The sequence below is a fragment of the Nocardioides abyssi genome (assembly GCF_030412915.1).
In the GTDB taxonomy this organism is placed as follows: Bacteria; Actinomycetota; Actinomycetes; order Propionibacteriales; family Nocardioidaceae; genus Nocardioides; species Nocardioides abyssi.
In genome coordinates, this window is sequence record NZ_JAUHJR010000003.1 from 362,064 (window position 1) to 383,514 (window position 21,451).

The 21,451-nt window shown below is 74.6% G+C and carries 20 protein-coding genes and 1 other RNA gene; 9 read left to right on the forward strand and 12 right to left on the reverse strand.

What is annotated here, in order from left to right; genetic code table 11:
• The first annotated feature begins 27 nt into the window (after window positions 1-27).
• The 3 genes from QWY29_RS10670 to QWY29_RS10680 all read left to right on the forward strand — a co-directional run bounded on the left by QWY29_RS10670 (window position 28) and on the right by QWY29_RS10680 (window position 2,683).
• Window positions 28-525: a VOC family protein gene (locus QWY29_RS10670; RefSeq protein WP_300960737.1), complete on the forward strand. Its 498-nt coding sequence runs from the start codon at window positions 28-30 to the stop codon at window positions 523-525.
• Window positions 526-625: 100 nt separating this feature from the next.
• Entirely contained in the window at window positions 626-1,480 is an 855-nt protein-coding gene (panB, locus tag QWY29_RS10675; protein ID WP_300960738.1) for a 3-methyl-2-oxobutanoate hydroxymethyltransferase, read from the forward strand.
• Window positions 1,481-1,519: 39 nt separating this feature from the next.
• Entirely contained in the window at window positions 1,520-2,683 is a 1,164-nt protein-coding gene (locus QWY29_RS10680) for a PQQ-dependent sugar dehydrogenase (RefSeq protein ID WP_300960739.1), read from the forward strand.
• On the opposite strand, the gene QWY29_RS10685 is transcribed toward QWY29_RS10680, so the two are convergent.
• From QWY29_RS10685 to QWY29_RS10715, 7 genes are all read right to left on the reverse strand, one after another.
• Complete coding sequence (locus QWY29_RS10685; RefSeq protein WP_300960740.1) at window positions 2,670-3,848, reverse strand: glycosyltransferase; 1,179 nt, start codon at window positions 3,846-3,848, stop codon at window positions 2,670-2,672. The genes QWY29_RS10680 and QWY29_RS10685 overlap by 14 nt on opposite strands.
• An 84-nt stretch (window positions 3,849-3,932) precedes the next feature.
• Window positions 3,933-4,712, reverse strand: a complete 780-nt coding sequence (locus tag QWY29_RS10690; RefSeq protein ID WP_300960741.1) for an ABC transporter ATP-binding protein — start codon at window positions 4,710-4,712, stop codon at window positions 3,933-3,935.
• Window positions 4,705-5,790, reverse strand: a complete 1,086-nt coding sequence (locus QWY29_RS10695) for a taurine ABC transporter substrate-binding protein (RefSeq protein WP_300960742.1) — start codon at window positions 5,788-5,790, stop codon at window positions 4,705-4,707. The genes QWY29_RS10690 and QWY29_RS10695 overlap by 8 nt, the downstream gene beginning before the upstream one ends.
• A 31-nt stretch (window positions 5,791-5,821) precedes the next feature.
• Entirely contained in the window at window positions 5,822-6,718 is an 897-nt protein-coding gene (locus tag QWY29_RS10700; protein WP_300960743.1) for an ABC transporter permease, read from the reverse strand.
• 184 nt (window positions 6,719-6,902) lie between these two features.
• The gene (locus QWY29_RS10705) at window positions 6,903-7,199 is read right to left on the reverse strand and encodes a hypothetical protein (RefSeq protein WP_300960744.1); all 297 of its coding nucleotides are present in this window, start codon (window positions 7,197-7,199) and stop codon (window positions 6,903-6,905) included.
• Window positions 7,200-7,201: 2 nt separating this feature from the next.
• Complete coding sequence (locus QWY29_RS10710; RefSeq protein ID WP_300960745.1) at window positions 7,202-7,438, reverse strand: hypothetical protein; 237 nt, start codon at window positions 7,436-7,438, stop codon at window positions 7,202-7,204.
• A 22-nt stretch (window positions 7,439-7,460) separates the two neighbouring features.
• Complete coding sequence (locus QWY29_RS10715; protein ID WP_300960747.1) at window positions 7,461-7,913, reverse strand: tetratricopeptide repeat protein; 453 nt, start codon at window positions 7,911-7,913, stop codon at window positions 7,461-7,463.
• Window positions 7,914-7,973: 60 nt separating this feature from the next.
• On the opposite strand from QWY29_RS10715, the gene rnpB reads away from it, so the two are divergent.
• An RNA gene (rnpB, locus tag QWY29_RS10720) (RNase P RNA component class A) lies at window positions 7,974-8,373 on the forward strand.
• 263 nt (window positions 8,374-8,636) lie between these two features.
• Here rnpB and QWY29_RS10725 read toward each other — a convergent pair.
• Complete coding sequence (locus QWY29_RS10725) at window positions 8,637-9,989, reverse strand: carotenoid oxygenase family protein (protein ID WP_300960749.1); 1,353 nt, start codon at window positions 9,987-9,989, stop codon at window positions 8,637-8,639.
• A gap of 129 nt (window positions 9,990-10,118) precedes the next feature.
• On the opposite strand from QWY29_RS10725, the gene QWY29_RS10730 reads away from it, so the two are divergent.
• A complete protein-coding gene (locus QWY29_RS10730) occupies window positions 10,119-10,319 on the forward strand; it encodes a hypothetical protein (protein WP_300960750.1) in 201 nt (66 codons plus the stop codon).
• A gap of 4 nt (window positions 10,320-10,323) precedes the next feature.
• On the opposite strand, the gene QWY29_RS10735 is transcribed toward QWY29_RS10730, so the two are convergent.
• Entirely contained in the window at window positions 10,324-11,265 is a 942-nt protein-coding gene (locus tag QWY29_RS10735) for an MBL fold metallo-hydrolase (RefSeq protein WP_300960751.1), read from the reverse strand.
• Between the two features lie 168 nt (window positions 11,266-11,433).
• On the opposite strand from QWY29_RS10735, the gene QWY29_RS10740 reads away from it, so the two are divergent.
• Window positions 11,434-13,281 carry a beta-propeller domain-containing protein gene (locus tag QWY29_RS10740; RefSeq protein WP_300960752.1) on the forward strand — a complete coding sequence of 616 codons (1,848 nt, stop codon included), beginning with the start codon at window positions 11,434-11,436 and terminating at the stop codon, window positions 13,279-13,281.
• A 181-nt stretch (window positions 13,282-13,462) separates the two neighbouring features.
• Here QWY29_RS10740 and QWY29_RS10745 read toward each other — a convergent pair whose 3' ends face one another.
• Window positions 13,463-15,514 carry a SpoIIE family protein phosphatase gene (locus QWY29_RS10745; protein WP_300960786.1) on the reverse strand — a complete coding sequence of 684 codons (2,052 nt, stop codon included), beginning with the start codon at window positions 15,512-15,514 and terminating at the stop codon, window positions 13,463-13,465.
• Window positions 15,515-15,663: 149 nt separating this feature from the next.
• On the opposite strand from QWY29_RS10745, the gene QWY29_RS10750 reads away from it, so the two are divergent.
• Both QWY29_RS10750 and QWY29_RS10755 read left to right on the forward strand, forming a co-directional pair.
• Window positions 15,664-16,803: a zinc-dependent alcohol dehydrogenase gene (locus QWY29_RS10750; RefSeq protein ID WP_300960787.1), complete on the forward strand. Its 1,140-nt coding sequence runs from the start codon at window positions 15,664-15,666 to the stop codon at window positions 16,801-16,803.
• Window positions 16,804-16,816: 13 nt separating this feature from the next.
• Complete coding sequence (locus QWY29_RS10755; protein WP_300960753.1) at window positions 16,817-17,410, forward strand: hypothetical protein; 594 nt, start codon at window positions 16,817-16,819, stop codon at window positions 17,408-17,410.
• Window positions 17,411-17,413: 3 nt separating this feature from the next.
• Here QWY29_RS10755 and QWY29_RS10760 read toward each other — a convergent pair whose 3' ends face one another.
• Window positions 17,414-18,976: an MXAN_6640 family putative metalloprotease gene (locus QWY29_RS10760; protein WP_300960755.1), complete on the reverse strand. Its 1,563-nt coding sequence runs from the start codon at window positions 18,974-18,976 to the stop codon at window positions 17,414-17,416.
• Window positions 18,977-19,200: 224 nt separating this feature from the next.
• Window positions 19,201-20,652 (reverse strand): RNB domain-containing ribonuclease, encoded by a 1,452-nt coding sequence (locus QWY29_RS10765; RefSeq protein WP_300960756.1) that lies wholly within the window; start codon window positions 20,650-20,652, stop codon window positions 19,201-19,203.
• A gap of 17 nt (window positions 20,653-20,669) precedes the next feature.
• Between QWY29_RS10765 and yaaA the strand changes: the two genes are divergently transcribed.
• Window positions 20,670-21,449 carry a peroxide stress protein YaaA gene (gene yaaA, locus QWY29_RS10770; RefSeq protein WP_300960758.1) on the forward strand — a complete coding sequence of 260 codons (780 nt, stop codon included), beginning with the start codon at window positions 20,670-20,672 and terminating at the stop codon, window positions 21,447-21,449.
• The last annotated feature ends 2 nt before the right edge of the window (window positions 21,450-21,451 follow it).

Here is a 21,451-nt window from a genome sequence, read left to right on the forward strand (position 1 = left end):
GGTGTCACCACGACCCGAGGAGCCACCATGACCGTCCACCCGACCAGCATCAGCCCGTGCCTGTGGTTCGACGACCAGCTGGAGGAGGCGGCGGCGTTCTACGTGTCGGTCTTTCCCCGCTCCTCGCTGGGCCACCTCAGCCGCTACACCGAGGCCGGGCCCGGCGAGCCGGGGACGGTGATGGCGGGCGACTTCGTGCTCGACGGCATCACGTTCCGCGGGATCAACGGCGGCCCCCGGTTCCGGTTCACCGAGGCGGTGTCGTTCGAGATCTCCTGCCGCGACCAGGCGGAGGTGGACCACTACTGGGACGCGCTGCTGGCCGACGGCGGTGAGGAGTCGATGTGCGGCTGGCTCAAGGACCGGTTCGGCCTGTCCTGGCAGGTCGTCCCGACGCGGCTCTACGAGCTGGCCTCCGACCCCGACCCGGTCCGGGCCAACGCCGCCGTGCAGGCGATGCTCGGCATGCGGCGCATCGTGGTCGCCGACCTCGAGGCTGCGGTCGCGCAGGTCGCGCCGGCGTGACCAGCGGCACAGGCGCCCGCGCGCGGCCCCGGCACTAGCCTGGAGGCGGTCCGTGGACCTCACCAGGAGGCCGCGAGATGACACCCGAGGGAGCCCTGCCATGAGCGAGGAGACCGCGCCGTACGGCACCGGACCGGCGAAGCCGGCCGCGAGCGCACCGGTCAAGCGCGTCCGCACCCACCACCTGCGCGAGATGAAGGAGCGCGGCGAGCGGTTCACGATGCTCACCGCCTACGAGCAGTACGCCGCGCAGACCTTCGACGAGGCCGGCATCGACGTCCTCCTGGTCGGCGACAGCGCCTCCAACAACGTCTTCGGCAACGAGACCTCGCTGCCGGTGACCGTCGACGAGCTGCTGCCCCTCGCCCGCGCGGTCACCCGCACCGCCCGGCGCGCGCTGGTCGTCGCGGACCTGCCGTTCGGCAGCTACCAGGCCTCCCCGGAGCAGGCCTACCTCACCGCCGTCCGGTTCATGAAGGAGGCGGGCGCCCACGCGGTCAAGCTCGAGGGCGGCGTCGAGATGGCGCCGCAGGTGCGCAAGCTCGTCGAGGGCGGCATCCCGGTGATGGCCCACATCGGCTTCACCCCGCAGAGCGAGCACACCCTCGGCGGCTACCGCGTCCAGGGCCGCGGCGAGGCGGCGAAGCGGGTGCTCGAGGAGGCCCGCGCGATGGAGGACGCCGGCGCGTTCGCCGTCGTCATGGAGATGGTCCCCGGCGACGTCGCCGCGGAGGTCACCTCCTCGCTCGCGATCCCGACCATCGGCATCGGCGCGGGCGTCGGCTGCGACGGCCAGGTGCTGGTCTGGCAGGACGCCTTCGGCCTGCGGACGGCGCGGATGCCGCGCTTCGTCAAGCAGTACGCCGACCTGCACGGCGTCCTGCTCGCGGCCGCCCAGGAGTACGCCGCCGACGTCAAGGCCGGCACGTTCCCGGGGCCCGAGCACACGTTCTGAGCCTTCTCAGCAGGTCGACCGGCGGCTAGCGTCGCCCCCATGCGCGCGCTCTCGGTCGGCCTGCTGCCCTCGCTCCTCCTCGTCCTCCCGGCGGCCCCGGCCGGCGCGCTCGTCGCCGACGGGCACTCGGTCGCCCCTGCGGCGGCCGCCGGCAAGGCCACGCCGGGCCTGCGGGTGCGGACGGTCGTCTCCGGCCTGGACAAGCCGTGGGACGTCAAGCCGATCCCGGGCGGTCGGCTGCTCGTCACCGAGCGCGACCGCGCTCGCGTGCTGGTCGTGAAGGGTGGTCGGGCGCGGCCGCTGGACTTCCCCAGCGGGTCGGTCTGGGTCTCCGGCGAGACCGGCCTGATGTCGCTCGAGGTCGACCCGGACTTCCGGCGCAACAAGCGGTTCTACACCTGCCAGGGCGGGTTCACCGGCGGTGGCGGCCACGACGTGCGCGTGATGGCCTGGAAGCTGAAGGACGGCGCGGCCAAGCCGGTGCGCAAGCTCGTCGGCGGGTTCCCCACCTCCAGCGGCCGCCACGGCGGCTGCCGGCTGCTCATCGCGCGCAACGGCTCGCTCATGGTCGGCACCGGCGACGCCGCCGTCGGGACCAACCCGCGCGACTTGACCTCGCTGGGCGGCAAGGTGCTGCGCCTCGACCGCCGCACCGGCAAGCCGTGGCCGGGCAACCCGTTCGCGAAGGCCGCCGACCGCGCCCAGCGCTACGTCTTCACCTACGGCCACCGCAACGTCCAGGGCCTGGCCCAGCGCGCCGACGGCACGATCTGGTCGGTCGAGCAGGGCAGCTACCGCGACGACGAGGTCAACCGGCTCGTGCGGGGCGGCGACCACGGCTGGCACCCGGTCCCCGGCTACAACGAGCAGGTCCCGATGACCGACCAGTCGCTCCCCGGCAAGCAGCGCGAGGCCCGCTGGTCCTCGGGCGACCCGACGCTCGCGACGTCCGGCGCGGACTGGGTGCGCGGGAAGCGGTGGGGGTCGTACGCCGGCATGCTCGCCGTCGGCGTGCAGAAGGGCGAGCGCGTGCTGTTCCTGCGCTTCGACGGCAAGGGGCGGCTGAAGGGGTCGCGCACGCCCGCGGCGCTGCGCCAGTACGGCCGGATCCGCTCGGTCGTCTCCGCCCCGAACGGCGACCTGCTGGTCACCACCGACAACGGCTCCGGCCGCGACCGGCTGCTGCGGGTCAGCCCGCGCTGACCCGGCCGGCGAGCTCCTCCAGGAGCGGCACGACGTCGGCGACCGGCGGCAGCGCGGCCATCTCGTCGGCGACGGCGCGCGCGCACGCGGCGTACTGCTCCTCGTGCAGCACCGCGGCGAGCGCCGCCGGCAGCGCGCCGGCCGCCCCGACGCCACCGGTCACCGCGACGCCGGCCCCGCACGCGGCGACGTGCTCGGCGTTGAGGAACTGGTCGGAGGCGAAGAGCGGCAGCACGACCTGCGGCACCCCGGCGGCGAGCGCCGCCATCGTCGTCCCGAAGCCACCGTGGCCGACCACCGCCGCGGCGTGCGGGAGCACCTCGGCCTGCGGCCACCAGCGCTCGACGCGCGTGTTGGCCGGCACCCGCAGGTCGGCGGGGTCGAAGCCGTTGCCGGTGGTCATGAGCACGCGCACGGGCTCGTCGGCGAGCGCCTCGAGGGCCGCGTCGTACACCCCGGCGACGGTGGGGATCCCGGCCGCCACCGACCCGAACGACACGTAGACCAGCGGCTGGTCCGGGTCGCCCCACCGCTCGGGCAGCAGGCCCATCGGGGCCGGCGGCGTCTCGCGGTAGCGGTGCAGCGGCCCGCTCGCCAGCCGCTCCCCGCAGGCGTCGTCGAGCCGGGCCGGGACGCTCGTGAACGTCGTCGCCCCGCGCAGCGCCGCGCAGCAGGTGCCGGGCGGAAGGCCGACGAGCCCGTCGAGCTCCCCCAGCGGATCGGTGAGGTACGCCGCCACGCGACCCATCAGCGCGGAGACGTTCACCGCCACCACGGCCTGCGGGATCCCGGCCGCGAGGGCCGCGGCGAGCGAGCCGAGCTCGACCGGCTCGCGCAGGACCAGGTCGGGCCGCCACATCTCGACGACCTCGGTGACCCCGGGCAGCGCGGCCCGGGCGTCGAGCCGGCCGAACACCTCGGTCACGACCAGCCGGTTCGCCTCCTCGGTGCTGAGCGTCGGCAGCCGCCCCATCACCGGCCCCAGCTGCTCGGGCGGGACGTCGTCGAACGGCAGGTGCAGCAGGCCGCTGCGGGCCACCTCCGGCGCGAACGACCCGGGAGCGGCCACGGCGACCCGGTGGCCCGCGTCCACGCAGGCGCGCGCCACCGGGACGAGCGGGCCGAAGTGGCCGGAGCCCGCGGTGCTGGCGACGAGCACGCGCATGGCTCCAGCGTCGCAGCGGACGCGCCCCGGCGAATCGCCCAGGCTGGGGACGCCCTCGCGACCCGGTCCCGCGTCGAGGTGTGCTCAGGCAGCGATCGCCCGGCGCACCTCCTCGCGCAGCTCGACGTACTCCGGCAGCGCACGGATCTCCTCGGCCGGCACCCGCTCGCCGTGGTCGGTGAAGACCGCGCGCTCGTCGAGCACGATCCGGCCCGGGCGCGGGCTCATCACCAGCACGCGCGAGCCGAGGAAGACCGCCTCGTCGACGCTGTGGGTGATGAACAGGATGGTCCGGCCGGTCGAGCGCCAGATCGCCAGCAGCTCGTCCTGGAGCCGCTCGCGGGTGAGCGCGTCGAGCGCACCGAACGGCTCGTCCATGAGCACGATGTCCGGCTCGTTGGCGAGCACCCGCGCGATCTGGCAGCGCTGCTGCATGCCGCCGGACAGCTCGTAGGGCCGGTGGTCGGCGAACTCGGCGAGGCCGACGAGGTCGAGGTAGCGCCGGGCCGCGTCGCGGCGCGCGGGGCCGTCGACGCCGCGCAGCCGCGGGCCGAGCTCGACGTTGCGGCGCACCGAGAGCCACGGGAAGAGCGTCGGCTGCTGGAAGACGACGCCTCGCTCGGCGGCCGGGCCGTCGACCGGGCGGCCGCCCACGGTGACCTCACCCTCGCTGGGGCTCAGGAAGCCCGCGAGCAGCCGCAGCAGCGTGGTCTTGCCGCAGCCGGACGGGCCGGCGATCGTCACCAGCTCCCCCGGCTCGATGCGCAGGTCGACCGGCCCGAGTGCCGGGACGGCGGCACCACCCACGGAGAAGTGGTGCCGCACGTCCTCGAACGCGATGCCGCGGGGCGCCAGCTCAGCCACCGACGGCGCTCCTCGCCGGGCCGGCGTCGACGTGGTCGGCGTACTGCTTCTGGTCGCCGACGGCGTCGATGCCGCCCTGGTCGAGCAGGAAGCCCGCGGTGGTGAGCAGGTCCTTCGGGAAGGAGCCGGAGAGGTAGTCGACCTGCTCCTGCGCGCTGAGGTAGGACAGCCCGCCGAACTGCTTCTCGGCGTCGGCGGGGTCGATGCCGAGCACCACCGCGACCGACTCGGCGGCCGTGGCCGGGTCGTCCTTGATCAGCCCGACGGCGTGGTCCTGGACCCTGGCCCACTGGGCCATGAACTCCGGGTTCTCCGCCAGGAACGCCTTGTCCGCGGTCCCGACGTCGAACGTCGGGCGCCCGGCCTTCGCGGTGTCGGCGCTGGAGAGGATGCGCGTGCCGCCGTCCTCGAGCAGCTGGCTCTGCACCGGGTCCCAGACCCAGGCGGCGTCGATCTGGTCGCCCTGCCAGGCGCCGGGCATCTTCTCGGGGTCGAGGTTGATCACCTCGACGTCGGTGGCCGGGTCCAGGCCCGCCTCGTCGAGCGCCTGGAGCAGCGAGTAGTGAGCGGTGCTGCTGAACGGCACCCCGATCTTCCCGCCCTCCAGGTCGGCGATGTCGGTGACCTCGGGGTCACGGGCGACGAGCGACTCGGCCTCGCCGATGACGTCGTGGATCCAGACGACCGCGAGGTCGACGTCGCGCACGACCGGCTCGGAGGAGGCGATCGTGGCCGGGGACGAACCCATCAGGCCGAGGTCGACGTCGCCGGAGCCGTAGTACTTCACCACGTCGCCGCCCGAGGCCGCCTGGACCCACGAGATGTCCGCGTTGGGCAGGCAGGCCTCGAGCAGGCCGAGGTCCTTGACGACCAGGTCGGCGTTGGGGATCGCCTGCCACGCGATGCGCGCGGTCGTGGTCACCGACTCGTCGGGCTCCCACGGGCAGGCCGAGACCTCGGCCGCGTCGGTCTCGGTGGTGGCGCTGCTGCTGCGCCCGGACTCCACGCAGCCGGTCAGGGACAGGGCCAGGCCGGTCGCGGCCAGGGCTGCGGCGGGCCGCGTCAGTCGTGTCTTCACAGGTTCTCCTCCATGCGGCCGTGCGGCCGGTTCACGCCTTGCCCCGCCACGGGACAAGGGACTTCTCCAGGGACTTCAACCCGAGGTCGAGAGCGATGGCCGCGAGGCCGATCACGAGGATGGAGGCAATGACCAGCGGCGTCCGCAGCTGCTCGCCCGCCAGGTAGGCCAGCCCGCCGATACCGGGGATGCCGTTGGCGATCTCCGCGGCCACGACCGTGGTCCACGCGAAGCCGGTCGCGACCCGGATGCCGGTCAGCACCTCCGGCAGGGTCGCCGGCAGGACCACCGCGGTCAGGGTCTGCCGGCGCGAGGCGCCCAGGGAACGCACCGCGTTGACCTGGTCCTCGCGGACGCCGCGCACCCCGCTGATCGTCGCCATCGCGACCGGCGGGAAGGCTGCGAGGAACAGCAGCCAGATCTTGGAGGTGTCGCCGATCCCGAACCAGACGATGAGCAGGCCGATGTAGGCCAGCGGCGGGAGCGAGCGCAGGAAGTTCAGGTACGGCTCCAGCACCACGCCGAGCCAGGTCGTGCCCATCAGCAGGCCGAGCGGCACCCCGAGCAGCACTCCCCCGCCGACGCCGATCGCGATCCGCTGCAGGCTGGCGAGCAGGTGCTCCCACAGGTAGTAGTTCTGCTCGCCGCGCACGATCCGCTCCGAGCCCGCGCTGACCGGGTGGTCGGTGTTGGCGCGCACGAACGCGTCCCACACGTCACCAGGCGGCGGCAGGTAGAGCGGCCGGACCAGCCCGGTGCGGGTGACCAGCCACCAGCCCAGGAGCAGCACCGACAGCGAGCCGGCGTGGATCGCGAGCCGCTGCAGGCGCGTACGCCGCCGGGCGGCCCGCTCCGCGCGGCGCGGGTCGGTGGTGGTCCCGCGGCGCAGGGCGGCGGGGGTGGTCGAGGCAGCCTCGAGCAGGGCCATGGCGCGGTGGCTCCTCCGGACAGGACGGACGTCGGACGCGCACCCCCGATGGTGCGGAACCGATCTAACCACATCGACTCAGTCGACTTACACGGGCAACCACATCTCGGACCAGTCGGCGCGTCGCGCGCCGCCGGGAGGAGCGCCCGGGTCCCGGACTTCCCGGGCCGGGCTCAGGCCGGGCTCAGGCCGTCCAGCCGAGGAACGCCCCGCCGGCGTTGACCAGCACGAACCACCCCACCAGCACCGCGGCGCCGAGCCACGGCAGGCGGTCGGGGTGCGGGGTCCACCACGCGCAGGCCAGCACGAACGACGCGAGCCACACCAGCATCAGCCCGACGACGCCCCACCACGGCGCGACGAGCCCGCTGGCGGCGTACGGGAAGAACGCGGTGGCGACCAGCCCCATCCCGATGAACGGGCGGGGCGAGATGGCGCGGGGGTTGTGCGGGCGGACCTTGCGACGACGCGAGAGATCCAAGCTCAGGCCCCGGGCTCGGCGGGCGGCTCGGTGGGCGGCTCGGCCGACGGGTCGGCGTCGTCGTTCCATTCGGGGTCGTTGTCCCAGGCCTCGTTGCGCTCCTGGGTCTTCTCCAGCGCACGCTCGGCCTCGGCGGCCGACGGGTAGGGACCGAGCCGGTGCCGGCTGGGACAGAGGTTGTCCCTGGTCTCGACGCGGTGGTGCTTGACGCAGAACCAGTACTCCTCGGGCTCGCTCATGGCCCGAAGGTACCCGCGCGGCTCAGGTCAGGTCGTCGTACGACGCCTGGCCGGTCTCGGCGAGCCGCCGCTCCACCCGCAGCACCGCCACCTCGTGCTCGGGGTCGCCGCTCATCGCCGCGGCCAGCCGCAGGTGGGGCAGCGCCTCGACCAGCCGGGCCTGCCGCTCCAGCGCGCGGCCGAGGGCGTGGCGGGCCCAGTCGTCGTCGGGGTTCTCGCTCACCAACGAGGCGAGCTCCTCCTCGGCCCGACCGAGCTGGGCGCGCAGCAGGTACGCCCACGCCCGCAGCGACCGCAGGCCGGTGTTGCCCGGCTCCTGCGCCAGCGCCGGCTCGATCACCGAGAGCGCCTCCACCGGCGCGCGGCGCGCGAGCAGGTCGTGGGCGGTGCGGTACGCCGACTCGTGCCCCCGCTGCCCCGGGAAGACCAGCGGTGGCGCCTTCAGCTCAGCCGGCTCCTGGTTCGACTCCTCCATGCCGTCCAACCTACGACGCGTGCGGGGGCCGCCGGGACTGTGCGATCCTTGCCGTGCGGATGGGCTGGCCGGGCGACCGCGGCGCACCTCCGGGTGCGGCGAGGAAGGTCCGGGCTCCACAGGGCAGGGTGGTGGGTAACACCCACCCGGGGTGACCCGCGGGAAAGTGCCACAGAGAACAGACCGCCACCCGGCTCCGGCCGGGCGGCAAGGGTGAAACGGTGGTGCAAGAGACCACCAGCGACCCGGGCGACCGGGCCGGCTCGGCAAACCCCACCCGGAGCAAGGTCAAGAAGTCGCGGGTCCGCCCGCGACGCGTGCACGTCCGAGGGCTGCCCGCCCGAGTGCACGGGTAGACCGCTGGAGGGCGTCGGCAACGGCGCTCGTAGATGGATGGTCGCCCCCCGACGCCCCGCGAGGGGCCCGGGGACAGAACCCGGCCTACAGGCCAGCCCGTCCGCACCAAGCACCCGGCACCACCGCTCGTCGAGCAGCGAGCGCCAGCCGGTGGGTTGAGGAAGGCGCGCAGCGCCTGTCTCGAAACCCGAGCGTCGACGAGACCCCTGGCAGCCGAGCTGGGGCCCGCGGGCACCTGCTACTTCCCGATGACCCAGTGGTTGCGGAACCAGTCGGTCTTGTAGGTCCGGCAGGAGGAAGTGCTCCACGTCCAGGACCCTCACCATTGCCCCGGGTCGGCGTCGGTCGCGACCTCGTCGAGCGAGCTCAGGCGAGGGCTGAGTCGGGGATCCAGTTGCCGTGGAAGCCCTGCGGCACCCTGGTCGGCAGGTGGATCGTGGCCACCGGGTGCCCGAAGTCGTGGGCGTCGACGATCACCAGGTCGCTGGCGTCGCGCGCCGCGTCGTACACGTAGCCCATCAGCCAGCCGTCGTCCTCGCCGGCCGCGCCGCCGGCCGGGACGAAGACCATCTCGCTGGCGATGCGGCCCGGGCCCAGGTCCACCTCGGCGGTGGTGCCGCCGAGGAGGTCGTGCTTGCGCACGGCTGTCCGCGGGTCGTCGCCGAGGCCGCCCAGGTCGCGCACCGAGGGCACGCCGATCGTGTAGCCGTAGCGGTGGGGGCGACCGGTGAGCCGCTCGTCCCCGCGGGGGAACTCGGTGCCGCGATCGTCGATCGTCTCGGTGAGGACCGTGCGTGCCTGCGGGTCGATCGTCCAGCGCTCCAGGCGGGGGCGGTCGGAGAGGGGCTCGGCGTCCTCGGCGAAGGCATGGGCGTGCACCACCAGGTCGATGACCACGCGGTCACCGTCGTCGTAGGCGTTGAGCGGGTGGTAGACGAAGCACGGCTCGACGTCGACCCACACGACGTCGGACGCGGTGCCGGCCCGGGGCAGGAGCCCGACCCGGGCCCCGTTGTCGGGGCGCCAGCGGAAGGGCAGGGCGACGCCCTGGAGGGCGAGCTCCAGGTCGAAGAGCACCGGCAGGTCGAAGAGGACGACCCGGGTGGCGGTCAGGCCCATGTCGTGGAGCATGACCGGAGCCGGGAGGGCGATGTCGACCGTGCTGAGCAGGTCACCAGCGGAACTGATCACGTGGTAGCGCAACGCGGGGTCGTCGAAGCCGTAGCTCATCACGTGCATCTCCCCGGTGCTCGGGTCGACCTTGGGGTGGGCGTTGATCCCGGCAGGAAGGGGGCCGCCAAAGTTGCGCGTGGCGACCGTCTCCAGGTCGCAGGTCAGCTCGTAGGGCAGCGACCCCTCGGTCACGGCCAGGATCCGGCTGGCGTGGGCGAACACGTTGGTGTTGCCCGAGCCGGGGTACCAGCCGCCGTCCGCGTGGGGCACCGGGGGCTCACCGAGGTGCGCGCTGGCCTCGGGGCCACGCACCCAGCGGTTGCGGTACCAGCGCGGCCGGCCGCCGTGCAGGTCGACGCCGTGCACCATCCCGTCGCCCGCGAACCAGTGGTAGGTGTCGGCCTGCGCCGCGAACGGGTTGGGCCCGGTGCGGATGTACCTGCCGGCGAGGTCCGGCGGCACCGCGCCGGTGACCTCCAGGTCCGTGGCGGTCACCTCGGTGGCCACGGGCGCGAAGTTGCCCTCGAGGTACGTCGCTGCAGTCATCGTCTGCTCCCTGGCATCGGGCCGCCGAGTCGGCCCCACCACTAGACACCCGCACGCGGGACGCGTCAATGACGACACCGACGACCGGCCGACGAGCCGCGCGACAGGTGCCGTCCGTAGGCTCGCGGCATGACCGAACGCCGACTCGTCCTGGTCCGCATCACCGCCCCCGAGATGCCGACGGCGGGCACCGCGACGGCCTTCGAGCTGCCCGACAGCGTGCTGACGATGCTCGACGAGGGCTGGCAGGTGGTCAACCACACCACCGGCTTCCCGGACCTCTCCGGCGACATGGTGGTCTCGCTCTACTGCGAGCGCAGCGCCGCCTGACGCCTCAGCCGGGCAGGCCCGACCAGGGGTCCTCGCGCCGCCACAGGGTCGGCAGGTGCACGGTGACGCCGTCGGCGGTGGCGAGCCGGTCGAGGGTGCGGATGCTGGCGTCGAGGTCGTCGCCGGCGTAGGGCAGCGCCCGCAGCGGCTTGTCCAGCGGCCGGAAGAAGTCGTCCCAGTGGGTCAGCACGACCCGGCGGGCGCCGACGGCGCGCACGGTGTGCTCCCAGTACGCCTCGAGGTACGGCTCCGGCTGCACGCCGAGCTGCCCCACGCCGAGGTAGACGACATCGGCGCGCTGCCCGTCGAGCGACCCGGCGACGTACCCGGCGCTCCCCTGCACCAGCGCGGTCCGGCCGCTCGGGTCGTGGGTGAGCAGGATCGACCACGCCTCGCCGCAGCGGTACGCCGCGGTGCGGGCCGGCGGCACGACGGGTGCGTCGATGGTGCCCGGGTAGCGGTCCGGCGGGCAGTGGGCCGATGCCGTGAAGGCCAGCGTGAACGAGCCACAGGTGAGCGCCTCGCCCGACGCCATCACCCGGATCCGGTCGTCGGGCAGCCCCGCGCCGCGGCCGAGGTTCTCCGTGGAGGTGCCGCCGACGAGCACCGCGCCCGTGCGGTCGGCGACCACGGCGGAGTCGAGGGCGTGGTCGTAGTGGCTGTGCACCGGCACGACCGCCTCGAGACCGGTCACCCCCGCGTCGCCGAGCGCGCGGGACAGCGCGGCGTCGATCCGCTCGGGCGACGGCGCGATCCGGCCGACCCCCACCTGCACCAGCCCGGGCCGGGAGAAGAACCCGTCGGTCATCACCGCCGACTCCCCGTCGGAGACCAGCAGCGTCGAGACGCCGAGGAAGGTCACCCCGAGGGCCCCCTCCTGCGCCGGGGGCACGTCGTGCCGTGAGGCGTGTCGGCGCAGGTCGGGTCGTCCGGGCTTGAGGCGCACGCCGGCACGCTAGCCGCCGGACGGTCCGCGCGGACGGAACCCGGGATCGCCCCGTCGCGTCTACCCGGGGTGGACGAGACCCAGGGACCCCGAGGACGCCGAGGACGGCGAGGACGGCGACGGCTGGCCGGGAGCCTCCTCGCCGTCGGCGCCCTCACCGCCGCCTTCGTGGCCGGCACCGCGGCGACCGGCGACCCGCGGGGCTCGGCAGGCGGCCCGGGCACGCCCGGCACAGGCACGACCGGCGCGACCAGCGCGACCGGCTTCTCCGGCGCACTCGTGGCGGCGTGGTCCTGCGAGGCCCTGCTGGAGCACTACGTCGACGCCGCCCAGGAGCTGGTCGGCCCGTGGGGCTGGGAGACCTGGTCGGGACCCGTCCCCCTCGCCGCCGCGGCGGCCGGGGCCGCGCGCGACATGGAGGCGGCACCGCTCGAGGCGAAGGTCACCCGGTCCACCAGCAGCGGCACCGGCACCAACGTGCAGGAGGCCGGCGTCGACGAGCCGGACCTGGTCAAGACCGACGGAGGGGTGCTCTACCGGTACGCCGAGGGCCGGCTCACCTCCTACGACGTCACCGGGCCCGAGGTCGAGCGGATCGGTTCCGTGGCGCTCACCGGCACGACCGACGCCGAGATCCTGCTCGCCGGGGACACCGTCGTCGTGGTCGGCGAGGACCGGCTGGTGACCGTCGACGTCAGCGACCCCGCGGCGATGGAGCCGCGCACGCGGGTCGACCTCACCTCGCCGGTGGTGACCGCGCGCCAGCACGGCGACACCGTGCGGCTGGTCGTCTCCACGGGCCTGCCGGAGCTCGACTTCGTGCAGCCGGACCGACGGCGCGGGACCGCCCTCGCCGAGGCGGAGCGACGCAACCGCGCCCTCGTCGCCGACACCACCGTCGCCGACTGGCTGCCCCGCGCCTCGGTCGACCGCGGCCCCGAGCAGCAGCTGTCCGACTGCGCCGACGTCGCGGTGCCGAGCTCGACCGCCCCGCCGGGCACGACCACGGTGGTCGGGTTCGCCGCGGACGACGTGACCGACTGGGACGTGACCGCCATCGCGGCCGACGCGGCCACGACGTACTCCTCCCCCGACCACCTCTTCCTCGCCACCACCTCCGGCCCCGGTGGCTGGGGCGGCGGGGACGACTGGGACGGCTGGGACGGCTGGGGGCGGTGCACGACCTGCGCGAGCCGCGTGGCCGTGCCCGGCGACGGGACGACCCAGGTCTTCGACCTCGAGCTGGACGGCACCGGAGCGCGGTACGCCGGCGCCGGCCGTGTCGACGGCGCGGTCCGCGACCGGTGGGCGATGGACGAGGCCGACGGCGTGCTGCGCCTCGCCCTCTCCCCCACCTCGGAGACCGGACCCGGCAACGCCGTCGTCACGATTCAGCGGGAGGGCGACGAGCTGCTCGAGGCGGGCCGGCTCGACGACGTCGCTCCGGGCGAGACGATCACCGCGGTCCGGTGGTTCGACGACCTCGCGGTCCTGGTCACCTTCCGCCAGGTCGACCCGTTGCACACGATCGACCTCACCGACCCCGCGTCGCCGCGGCACCTCGGCGAGCTGGAGGTCCCCGGCTTCAGCTCCTACCTCCACCCGCTCGGCGAGCGGCGGCTGCTCGGCGTCGGCGAGGGACCGGTCCGCGACCGCGACGGCCGCCCGGGCTGGGGCGCGCAGGCGGGGCTCTTCCACGTCACCGACCTCACCGCCGTACGCCGCCTGGACACCGTCGACTACGCCCCCGGGTCGCGGGCCGGCGTCGCGACCGACCCCCGCCAGCTCGCCTGGCTGCCGGGCATCCGCACGGTGGTGACCGTGGTCGCGCGGGGCCGGGCCGGCCACGTCTCGGTGCTGCGGCTGGCGCACGGCGAGATCAGCAACGAGATGGTGCTCGCCGAGCGCGGGGACGACCTCGACGCGGTGCGCCTGGTGCCGCTCGCGGGCGACCGGGTGGTGCTCGTGACCGAGGACGACGCGTCGTACCTCCCGCTCGCCCGGTCCAGCGGCTGAGACCGCCCGAGCGGGTGGGTATCGGACGCGACCGCTCGGCTACGGGGCCACGTCGGACGACGCCAGCGAGGATGAACCCTCATCCTGCTGCGGCGACGCCGGCACGGACGCGGCTCGGGGGCTGGCATGGGGTCCCCGGGTCGCGTCCTCCCTCACCTCGGCCCGGGGGCCGGGCCCCGCGTCAGCGCAGGTGCACCGCGACGAGCGCGACGTCGTCCTCGCGGCGGGACGGCAGCATCCGGCGCAGCAGCTCGTCGCAGAAGGTCTCGAGGTCGCGCTCCTCGCGCACCAGCACGCCGAGCCGCTCGGCCAGCAGCGAGAGGCCGACGTCGATCGACTGGTCGCGTCGCTCGACGAGGCCGTCGGTGTAGAGCAGCACCGTCGAGCCGCGCCGCAGCTCGACGACCGACTCGGTGCGGTCGGTGTCGGGCTGGAGGCCGAGCAGCAGGCCGGCCTCGTCCTCGGCCAGGAAGTGCACCTGGCCCCGCTCGTCGACGACGACGGGCGGCGGGTGGCCGGCGTTGGACCAGCGCACCCGGGTCGTCCCGGGGCCGCTGCCCGGCTCGACGCGCACGATGGCCGCCGTGGCGGTGGTCGCGAGGTCGAGCACCTCGATCGCGTCGTCGACCCCGTGCAGCACCGCGGCCGGCCCGTCGCCGGTGTGCACGGCGATGCCGCGCAGCAGCGTCCGGATCTGGCCCATCGCGGCCGCGGCGGCCACGTCGTGGCCGACCACGTCGCCGATGACGACGACGGTGGACCCGTCGCGCTGGCGGAACGCGTCGTACCAGTCGCCGCCCACCTGCGCCGCCTGCGCGGCCGCCTCGTAGCGCACCACGACCTCGAGCGAGTCCGAGTCGGGCGGGTCGGTCATCATGCTGCGCTGCAGGGCCGCGGCCAGGTCGCGCTGCTCGGCGTAGAGCCGGGCGTTGTCGACGTGCACCCCCGCCCGGGCGGCGACCTCGGCGACCAGCGCGAGGTCCTCCTCGTCGAAGGTGGGGCGGTCGGCGCCGCGGAAGAGCGTCACCAGGCCGACCGTGCGGCCGCGACCGTGCAGGGGCACGATCACCGCCGACGCCGGCTCCAGGCCCTGTACCAGCTCGCGGGCCGTGCCCGGCACGAGCACCTGCTCGATCGCGGCCGTCGCGCCCGAGGCGATGACCACCGGCGCGTCCGCCGAGAGCGCGCGGGCCACGAAGGAGGCATCGGTCAGCGAGGAGACCCGCAGCTCGGCGTACCGGTCGAGCTCGGGGCGGCGGGCCGGGTCGGCGTGCCACCAGCCGACGTCGCGCAGCCGCTCGCGCCAGTGGCCGCGGCCGCTCTCGGAGACCAGGGTCACCACGCACCAGTCGGCCACCTCGGGCACCAGCACCTGCGCGAGCCGGCCGACCCCGACCTCGGGGTCGAGGCTGCCGGTGAGCGCCTCGGACACCGCGGCCAGCAGCGCCGTGCGCCGGCTGTCGCGGGCCAGCAGCACCTGGGCGGCGTGGCGGTCGGTGACGTCGTTGAAGTAGACCGACAGGCCGTCGGGGGTCGGCCAGGCGCGGACCTCGTACCAAGCGTCCAGCGGCGGCGGGTAGTAGGCGTCGAAGGTGACCGGCTCCCCGCTCTCGGCCGCGCCGCGATAGTGCTTCTCGAAGTCGCTGCCCACCGCGGCCGGGAACAGCTCCCAGATCTCGCCGCCGGCCAGCTGGCTGCTCACCCCGCCGAGCAGCTGGTGCGCGACCCGGTTGGCGTAGGTGAACCGCCACGTCCGGTCGAGGTGGAAGAACGCCGTCGGCATCGCCTCGAGCACGCGCTGCACCCGGGCCTCGCCGTCCTGCACCGCGGTGTTGTCGAACGCCGCCCCGAGCAGCCGCGCCGCTCGCCCGTCCGGCCCGGCGAGCGCCCGGCCGCGCGCGACCACCCAGCAGGTGGTCCCGTCGGGGCGCAGCACGCGGTACTCCGCGACGTACTCCCCGCACGTCTCGACCGCGTGGTCCAGCGCCGCGTTCACCCGCGGGCGGTCCTCGGGGTGCACCATCGCCTCGAAGGCCTCGATCGTCGCGGCGAACGCGTGCCGACCGAGCCCGAAGATCTCGAGCAGCCGGTCGTCCCAGCGCAGCTCGCCGGTGACCACGTCCCAGTCGAAGGTGCCGATCCCCGCCGCGGAGACGGCGAGCTCGGCGCGCAGCCGCTCGGCGACCTCCTCCAGAGCAGGAGGCGTCGGTCCGCCGGCCGCGTCGGACCGCATCTCCACCCGGGTAGCTCCTGCCGTCGTCGAGGCACGATGGTCCCACGCGACCCGGCGGCGCCGTGAACGAACCCCGGAAGTCGTCTGCGCCCGCGCCGGCGGGGTACCTCTGCGGCCCCACCCGTCGACGAGGAGTCACCGTGCGAGCGATGGTCTACCGCGGCCCCTACCGGGTCCGCGTGGAGGAGAAGCCCGATCCCCGCATCGAGCACCCGAACGACGCCGTCGTGCGCGTCGCCCGGGCCGCGATCTGCGGGTCGGACCTGCACCTCTACCACGGGATGATGCCGGACACCCGGGTCGGCCACACGTTCGGCCACGAGTTCATCGGGGTCGTCGAGGAGGTCGGCTCCTCGGTGCAGAACCTGCAGGTCGGCGACAAGGTGATGGTGCCGTTCAACATCTTCTGCGGCTCCTGCTTCTTCTGCGCCCGCGGCCTCTTCTCCAACTGCCACAACGTCAACCCCAACGCGACCGCGGTCGGCGCGATCTACGGCTACTCCCACACCACCGGCGGGTACGACGGCGGGCAGGCCGAGATGGTGCGCGTGCCGTTCGCCGACGTCGGCCCCTCGGTCATCCCCGACTGGCTCGACGACGAGGACGCGCTGCTGATGACCGACGCGCTGGCGACGGCGTACTTCGGCGCCCAGCTGGCCGAGATCCGCGAGGGCGACACCGTCGCGGTGCTCGGCGCCGGGCCGATTGGGCTGTACGCCGCGCGCAGCGCCTGGCTGATGGGTGCGGGCCGCGTCGTGGTCATCGACCAGCTCCCCGAGCGGCTGGAGAAGGCGCGGACCTTCGCCCACGCGGAGACGATCAACTACAACGAGGTCCCCGACGTCGTCCTGGAGATGAAGCTGCAGACCGACGGGCTCGGCTTCGACGCGGTCATCGACGCGGTCGGCGCGGAGGCCGACGGCAACCTGGTCCAGCACCTCACCTCGGCGCGGTTCAAGCTCCAGGGCGGCTCGCCGATCGCGCTCAACTGGGCGATCGACGGCGCCCGCAAGGGCGGGGTCATCTCGGTCATGGGCGCCTACGGGCCGATGTTCAGCGCCGTGAAGTTCGGCGACGCGCTCAACAAGGGGCTCACGCTGCGGATGAACCAGTGCCCGGTGAAGCGGCAGTGGCCGCGGCTGCTCGAGCACATCCAGAACGGCTACTTCAAGCCCAGCGACATCGTGACCCACCGCATCCCGCTCGAGCACATCGCCGAGGCCTACCACCTGTTCTCGTCGAAGCTCGACGGCTGCATCAAGCCGGTCATCATCCCGGACGCGAGCTGAAGGAGACCCGGACATGACCACCGAACCCGCGCACGCCGCCGACCCGACCCCGCCGGTCTACACCCACCGCAAGCCGCCGCTGCGCGAGACGCCCGACCAGCTGCGCGCGCGAATCCCCGGGTGGGGCGCCGACCTCGACCCGGCCGACCGGCCGTCGTACCCCCGCGAGATCGACGCCGACACCGGCGCCCACTGGGACCTCCCCGAGCGCCAGCCCGAGCACGGCGCGCGCGAGCGGTCGATCGAGCACATGATGCTCACCCCCGTCTTCGGCACGGCCCAGCCGCTCCACGGCCTCTCCGGCGCGATCCGGCGCTACGCCTACCAGCGGCACAGCGAGGGCAAGGCGATGCACTGGCTCGCGTTGCTCGCTGCCGACCGGGTCGACGTCGTCGAGAACGTCGCGCGCTCGATCGTGACCGGCCACCCCGACAACCCGCTCACCGAGACCGGGTTGACGGCCGAGCTGCGCCACGGCCGCTCGCGGTTCGGCAGCGGGCGCTCCGACCTCCGGCACCAGGCGGTCGACCCGGTCGTCAACGGCGCGCCGTGGGTGGCCGGCGCGCTCGCCGCGGCCTGGGCCGTGCGCCGCGTGGCCCGTCGCTGACCCTCAGCGGACGGTGGTCGCCCTGACCCGGAACACCCGCCGGTCGTCGAGCGGGAGGCCGCGGCACGCGAAGCCCGTGCCCTGCCAGCAGCGGTAGCGGCTGCTGGTGTTGACCAGCGTCACCTCGACCCACTCCCGGCCGCCGAACGGGACCCGCACCGCGCCGTCGCCGTCTCGGTCGGTGCGCACGAGGCGGCTGGTGACCGGGCCGTTGCGCGGCTTGCTGGTGACGACGGCCGCGCCGCCCTGTGCCTGCGAGGGCAGGTCGAGCTGGATCCGCACGTCCCAGGCGCGACCGAGGCCGGCGGCCGGCTGGAGCCGGACGGTGCCGGCGGCGAGGTGGTCCAGGCGCGTGGTCCCCCACTTCGTCGACGCGCCGGCGCCGAGGGTCGTGGAGTCGCTCAGCGGCGCGTTCGGGTAGCGGTTGCGCCGCCCCTCGGCGTACGTCGTGCGGGCGCGGCGGTTCTCGGCGGCGAAGCGGGCGAAGGCCGCCCGCAGGGTGGTGCCCCGCTTGCGCAGCGCCCGGTCGACCGCCTGCACCGACCAGCGGTCCTTGCCGGTGCGGCTGTCGGCCTGCCGCCACACGTCGCGGACGAACGTCGGCAGGCCCGCCTTGGCCTCCGGGAAGCGCTCGGTCAGGTGGCGGAAGAAGACCCAGCTGCCGTAGACCTGCAGGCCGTTGGAGTCGTCGAGCGAGGTGCGCGGCTGCGAGAGCGGCGACTGGCTGAGGTACTGCAGGTTGTCGTTGATCGCGGGGAAGAGCTCGTCCTCGACCCAGGCGGCGGTGGACTCCAGCAGCCAGGTGTCCTCGCCGGCGTCGTAGGCGTACTGCACGGCGTGGAAGTACTCGTGCGCCGCGGTGACCCGCAGGTTCCCGATCGGGCTGTTCTGGGGGTACTGCCCGGAGTCGTAGTCGTTGTCGAGCACGCAGTAGGCCCACAGCGCCGACGACGACCCGGGGCGCAGGTCCTCGTCGCTGGCGCAGTAGCCGTAGAGCGCCTGGCTGCCGATGTCGGCGAGGTAGACGTCCGGCCTCTTGTCGCCGCCGAGGGTGCCGTCGCCCTTCGGCGCGCGGTAGCCGGCCTTGACGTAGGTGCGATGGATCTTGGTGAGCACCTTCAGCGCGCGCTCGGCATAGTCGGGGACCCCGTCGCCGTCCTCGTCCTCGCCCGGCGGGGCGTGGCGACCGCTCAGCGCCCAGTGCACGCACACGACCGTGCACTTCTTCGCCGACCGCACGAAGAGGCCGTAGCTGTCCGGGTCCAGCGGACCGTCGGTGGGCCGAGCCAGGATGCGGTCGGCAGCGGCGAGGTCCTCCCCCGCCAGGGCAGGCCGCGCCAGCGCGAGCTCGCGCAGCGCCATCGTCGCCTCGCGCCCGTCACCGGCCAGCGCACCACGCGCAGCCGTCAGCGCGGCCCGTGCGCCCTGCACCTCGCGCGCGACCTGCCCCGCCACCTCCGAGGGCCGGCGCGCCTCACCCGCCCCGGCGGGGACGAGCCCCACCCCGGTCAGCCCGACCACCAGGGCGAGCAGGACGACGATCCGGGCGGGCAGTCGAGGGAGCACAGGGCCTCCGGGGTCGGCGGGCGTCACCGGTGCGCCCGAGCGTCGTTGAGCCTGCCACAGCGCCAGCTCGGAGGAGGCCGGATGAACGGACCGCAGGACGACGGATCAGACCTGTTGGCCTACACCGTGACCTGCGGGGTGGTGCTGTCGTTGATCGTGCTCCTCCAGGTGCTGCTGCACGGCTGACCCGGCCCGCGCCCGGCCGGCGCTCAGCCGCCCGGCCCTCACTCCACCAGCTCGAAGGCGACCTGGCGCGTCGCGACGTCCGCGGTCACCAGCCGGACGCGTACGTCGGTCCCGAGCGGCAGGTCGCGGGTCGCGGTCACCCGCGCCTCGACGGCCACCTCCTCGACCGCGACGTCGCCCCGCGTCGGGTCGCCGTCGTCGACCTCGACCACCACGCCGGCGAACTCCTCGCCCACCCGGGTCGAGAGCACGCCGGCCTCGACCAGGTCGACGACCGCTCGCTGGTAGCGGCCCGCCCGCTGGCCCGAGGTCTGCAGCACGGCCGGCAGCTCGGGCAGCCGCTCGCGGACCCACCCGGGCACCTCCGTGCCGGCGCACAGCGCGAGGCAGACCTCGCCGGCGTACCGGTCGCCGAGCCGGCGCAGGGGCGCGGTGACGTGGGCGTACTCCGCGGCGAGCGCCGCGTGCAGCGGCTGCGCCGGGACCTCGCCGTCGAACGCGGCGTACCCGCTCCCGCGCAGCAGGCGGGTGCACGCCACCACCATCGCCGCGTGGTGCGGCAGGTCGGGGTCGAGGGAGCGGATGAAGTCGGGGTAGAGCTGCTCGGCCGGCCACTCGATGCCCAGCGCCCGGGCGGTGCGGTGCAGGCGCTGCACGTCGCGCGGGTCGGGCGGCGGCAGGGTCCGCAGCAGGCCGACCCGGCCGTAGACCATCAGCGAGGCGGCGGCCATGCCGGTGAGCAGCGAGATCTGGGCGTTCCACTCCTCGACCGGCAGCTGGCGGCGGAGCTCGAGGCGCCAGTGGTCGCCGTCGATGTCGATCTCCTGCTCGGGCAGCGGCAGCGAGACCCCGCCGCGGGCGGCCTCGCGGGCCAGGCGGAGGCGTCCCACCTCCGACAGCAGCACCAGCACCTCCTCGGCGGTGCCGTCGTCGATCGCGGCCTGCGCCTCCTCGTAGGTCAGCCGGCGGCGCGAGCGCACCAGCGCCCGCTCGACCTCGACCGCGGTGCCCTCGCCCTCGGCGTCGACCTGGATCGTCCACAGCAGCGCGGGGCGCGCCTGGTCGGGCAGCAGGGAGCCGGCGTCCTCGGAGATCACCTTCGGGTGCAGCGGGATCTTGGAGTCCGCGCCGTAGAGCGTCTCCCCGCGGCGACGGGACTCCTCGTCGACCGGGTCGCCGGGGGTGATGAAGGCGTGCAGGTCGGCGATCGCGTAGTGGACGACGTAGCCGCTGCCCGCCCGCTCGATGTGCAACGCCTGGTCGAGGTCCATCGACCCCTCCGGGTCGATGGTGAGCAGCGCCAGGTCGGTGCGGTCGAGCTCCGGCAGCCGGGGCGCGGCGGCCGCGCGTGCGGCGGCCTCCTCGATCTCGGGCGGGAAGTCGGGCGTGACGCCGAGCTCCTCGCGGACGGCCTCGATCCCCTCCCGCAGCCGGGTCGCGGCCACCCCGTCGTGCGTCGTGCGGACCCGGACCACGCGGTTGCTCGGCATGCTCGTACCTTAGGCCGGTGCTGATCCTGCTCCCGCCGAGCGAGGGCAAGACCGCCCCGCGCCGAGGCGCGCCGCTCGACCTCGCCGCCCTCTCCTCGCCGGTGCTGACGCCGGCCCGCGAGCGGCTGCTCGACGCCCTGGTGGGGCTCAGCTCCGGCAACGAGACGGAGGCGGCGACCGTGCTCGGCCTCGGTCCCTCGCAGCTCGACCTGCTCACGCGCAACGCGATGCTCCGCGACGCCGCGACCGCGCGTGCCGACCGCGTCTACTCCGGCGTCGTGTACGACGCGCTGGGTGCCGCCACGCTCAGCGCGGCGGCGAAGCGGCGGGCCGCGTCGCGGGTGGCGGTGGTCTCCAGCCTCTTCGGGCTGGTGCGGCTCGGCGACCGCATCCCGGCGTACCGCCTCTCCGGCGACGCCACCCTCCCGGGCGTCGGCCCCGTGGCCGGCGTCTGGCGCGAGGCGCTCGGGCCCGCCGTGGTCGAGGCGCTGGGCCGGGGGCTCCTGGTGGACCTGCGCAGCTCGACGTACGCCGCGTTCTGGCGGCCCGACCGCGACCTCGCCGCCCGCACCGCGACCGTGCGGGTGCTGCACGAGGTCGGCGGGACGCGGAAGGTGGTCAGCCACTTCAACAAGGCGACCAAGGGCCGCATCGTCCGCGCGCTGATGGAGGACGGGCGCGACCCGCGCACGCCGGCCGCCCTCGCCGAGGTGCTCCGCGACCTCGGCTGGACCGTCGAGGTCGGCGGGCCCGGCGCGAAGGGCACCCAGCTCGACGTGGTCGTCAGCGAGCTGTAGCC

What these genes read in the sequence shown, in the direction of transcription:
- QWY29_RS10670 (WP_300960737.1), top strand. Translation starts at nt 28, where the DNA reads ATGACCGTCCACCCGACCAGCATCAGCCCGTGCCTGTGGTTCGACGAC.
- panB (WP_300960738.1), top strand. Translation starts at nt 626, where the DNA reads ATGAGCGAGGAGACCGCGCCGTACGGCACCGGACCGGCGAAGCCGGCC.
- QWY29_RS10680 (WP_300960739.1), top strand. Translation starts at nt 1,520, where the DNA reads ATGCGCGCGCTCTCGGTCGGCCTGCTGCCCTCGCTCCTCCTCGTCCTC.
- QWY29_RS10685 (WP_300960740.1), bottom strand. Translation starts at nt 3,848, where the DNA reads ATGCGCGTGCTCGTCGCCAGCACCGCGGGCTCCGGCCACTTCGGCCCG.
- QWY29_RS10700 (WP_300960743.1), bottom strand. Translation starts at nt 6,718, where the DNA reads ATGGCCCTGCTCGAGGCTGCCTCGACCACCCCCGCCGCCCTGCGCCGC.
- QWY29_RS10710 (WP_300960745.1), bottom strand. Translation starts at nt 7,438, where the DNA reads ATGAGCGAGCCCGAGGAGTACTGGTTCTGCGTCAAGCACCACCGCGTC.
- QWY29_RS10715 (WP_300960747.1), bottom strand. Translation starts at nt 7,913, where the DNA reads ATGGAGGAGTCGAACCAGGAGCCGGCTGAGCTGAAGGCGCCACCGCTG.
- QWY29_RS10725 (WP_300960749.1), bottom strand. Translation starts at nt 9,989, where the DNA reads ATGACTGCAGCGACGTACCTCGAGGGCAACTTCGCGCCCGTGGCCACC.
- QWY29_RS10730 (WP_300960750.1), top strand. Translation starts at nt 10,119, where the DNA reads ATGACCGAACGCCGACTCGTCCTGGTCCGCATCACCGCCCCCGAGATG.
- QWY29_RS10745 (WP_300960786.1), bottom strand. Translation starts at nt 15,514, where the DNA reads ATGCGGTCCGACGCGGCCGGCGGACCGACGCCTCCTGCTCTGGAGGAG.
- QWY29_RS10750 (WP_300960787.1), top strand. Translation starts at nt 15,664, where the DNA reads ATGGTCTACCGCGGCCCCTACCGGGTCCGCGTGGAGGAGAAGCCCGAT.
- QWY29_RS10755 (WP_300960753.1), top strand. Translation starts at nt 16,817, where the DNA reads ATGACCACCGAACCCGCGCACGCCGCCGACCCGACCCCGCCGGTCTAC.
- QWY29_RS10765 (WP_300960756.1), bottom strand. Translation starts at nt 20,652, where the DNA reads ATGCCGAGCAACCGCGTGGTCCGGGTCCGCACGACGCACGACGGGGTG.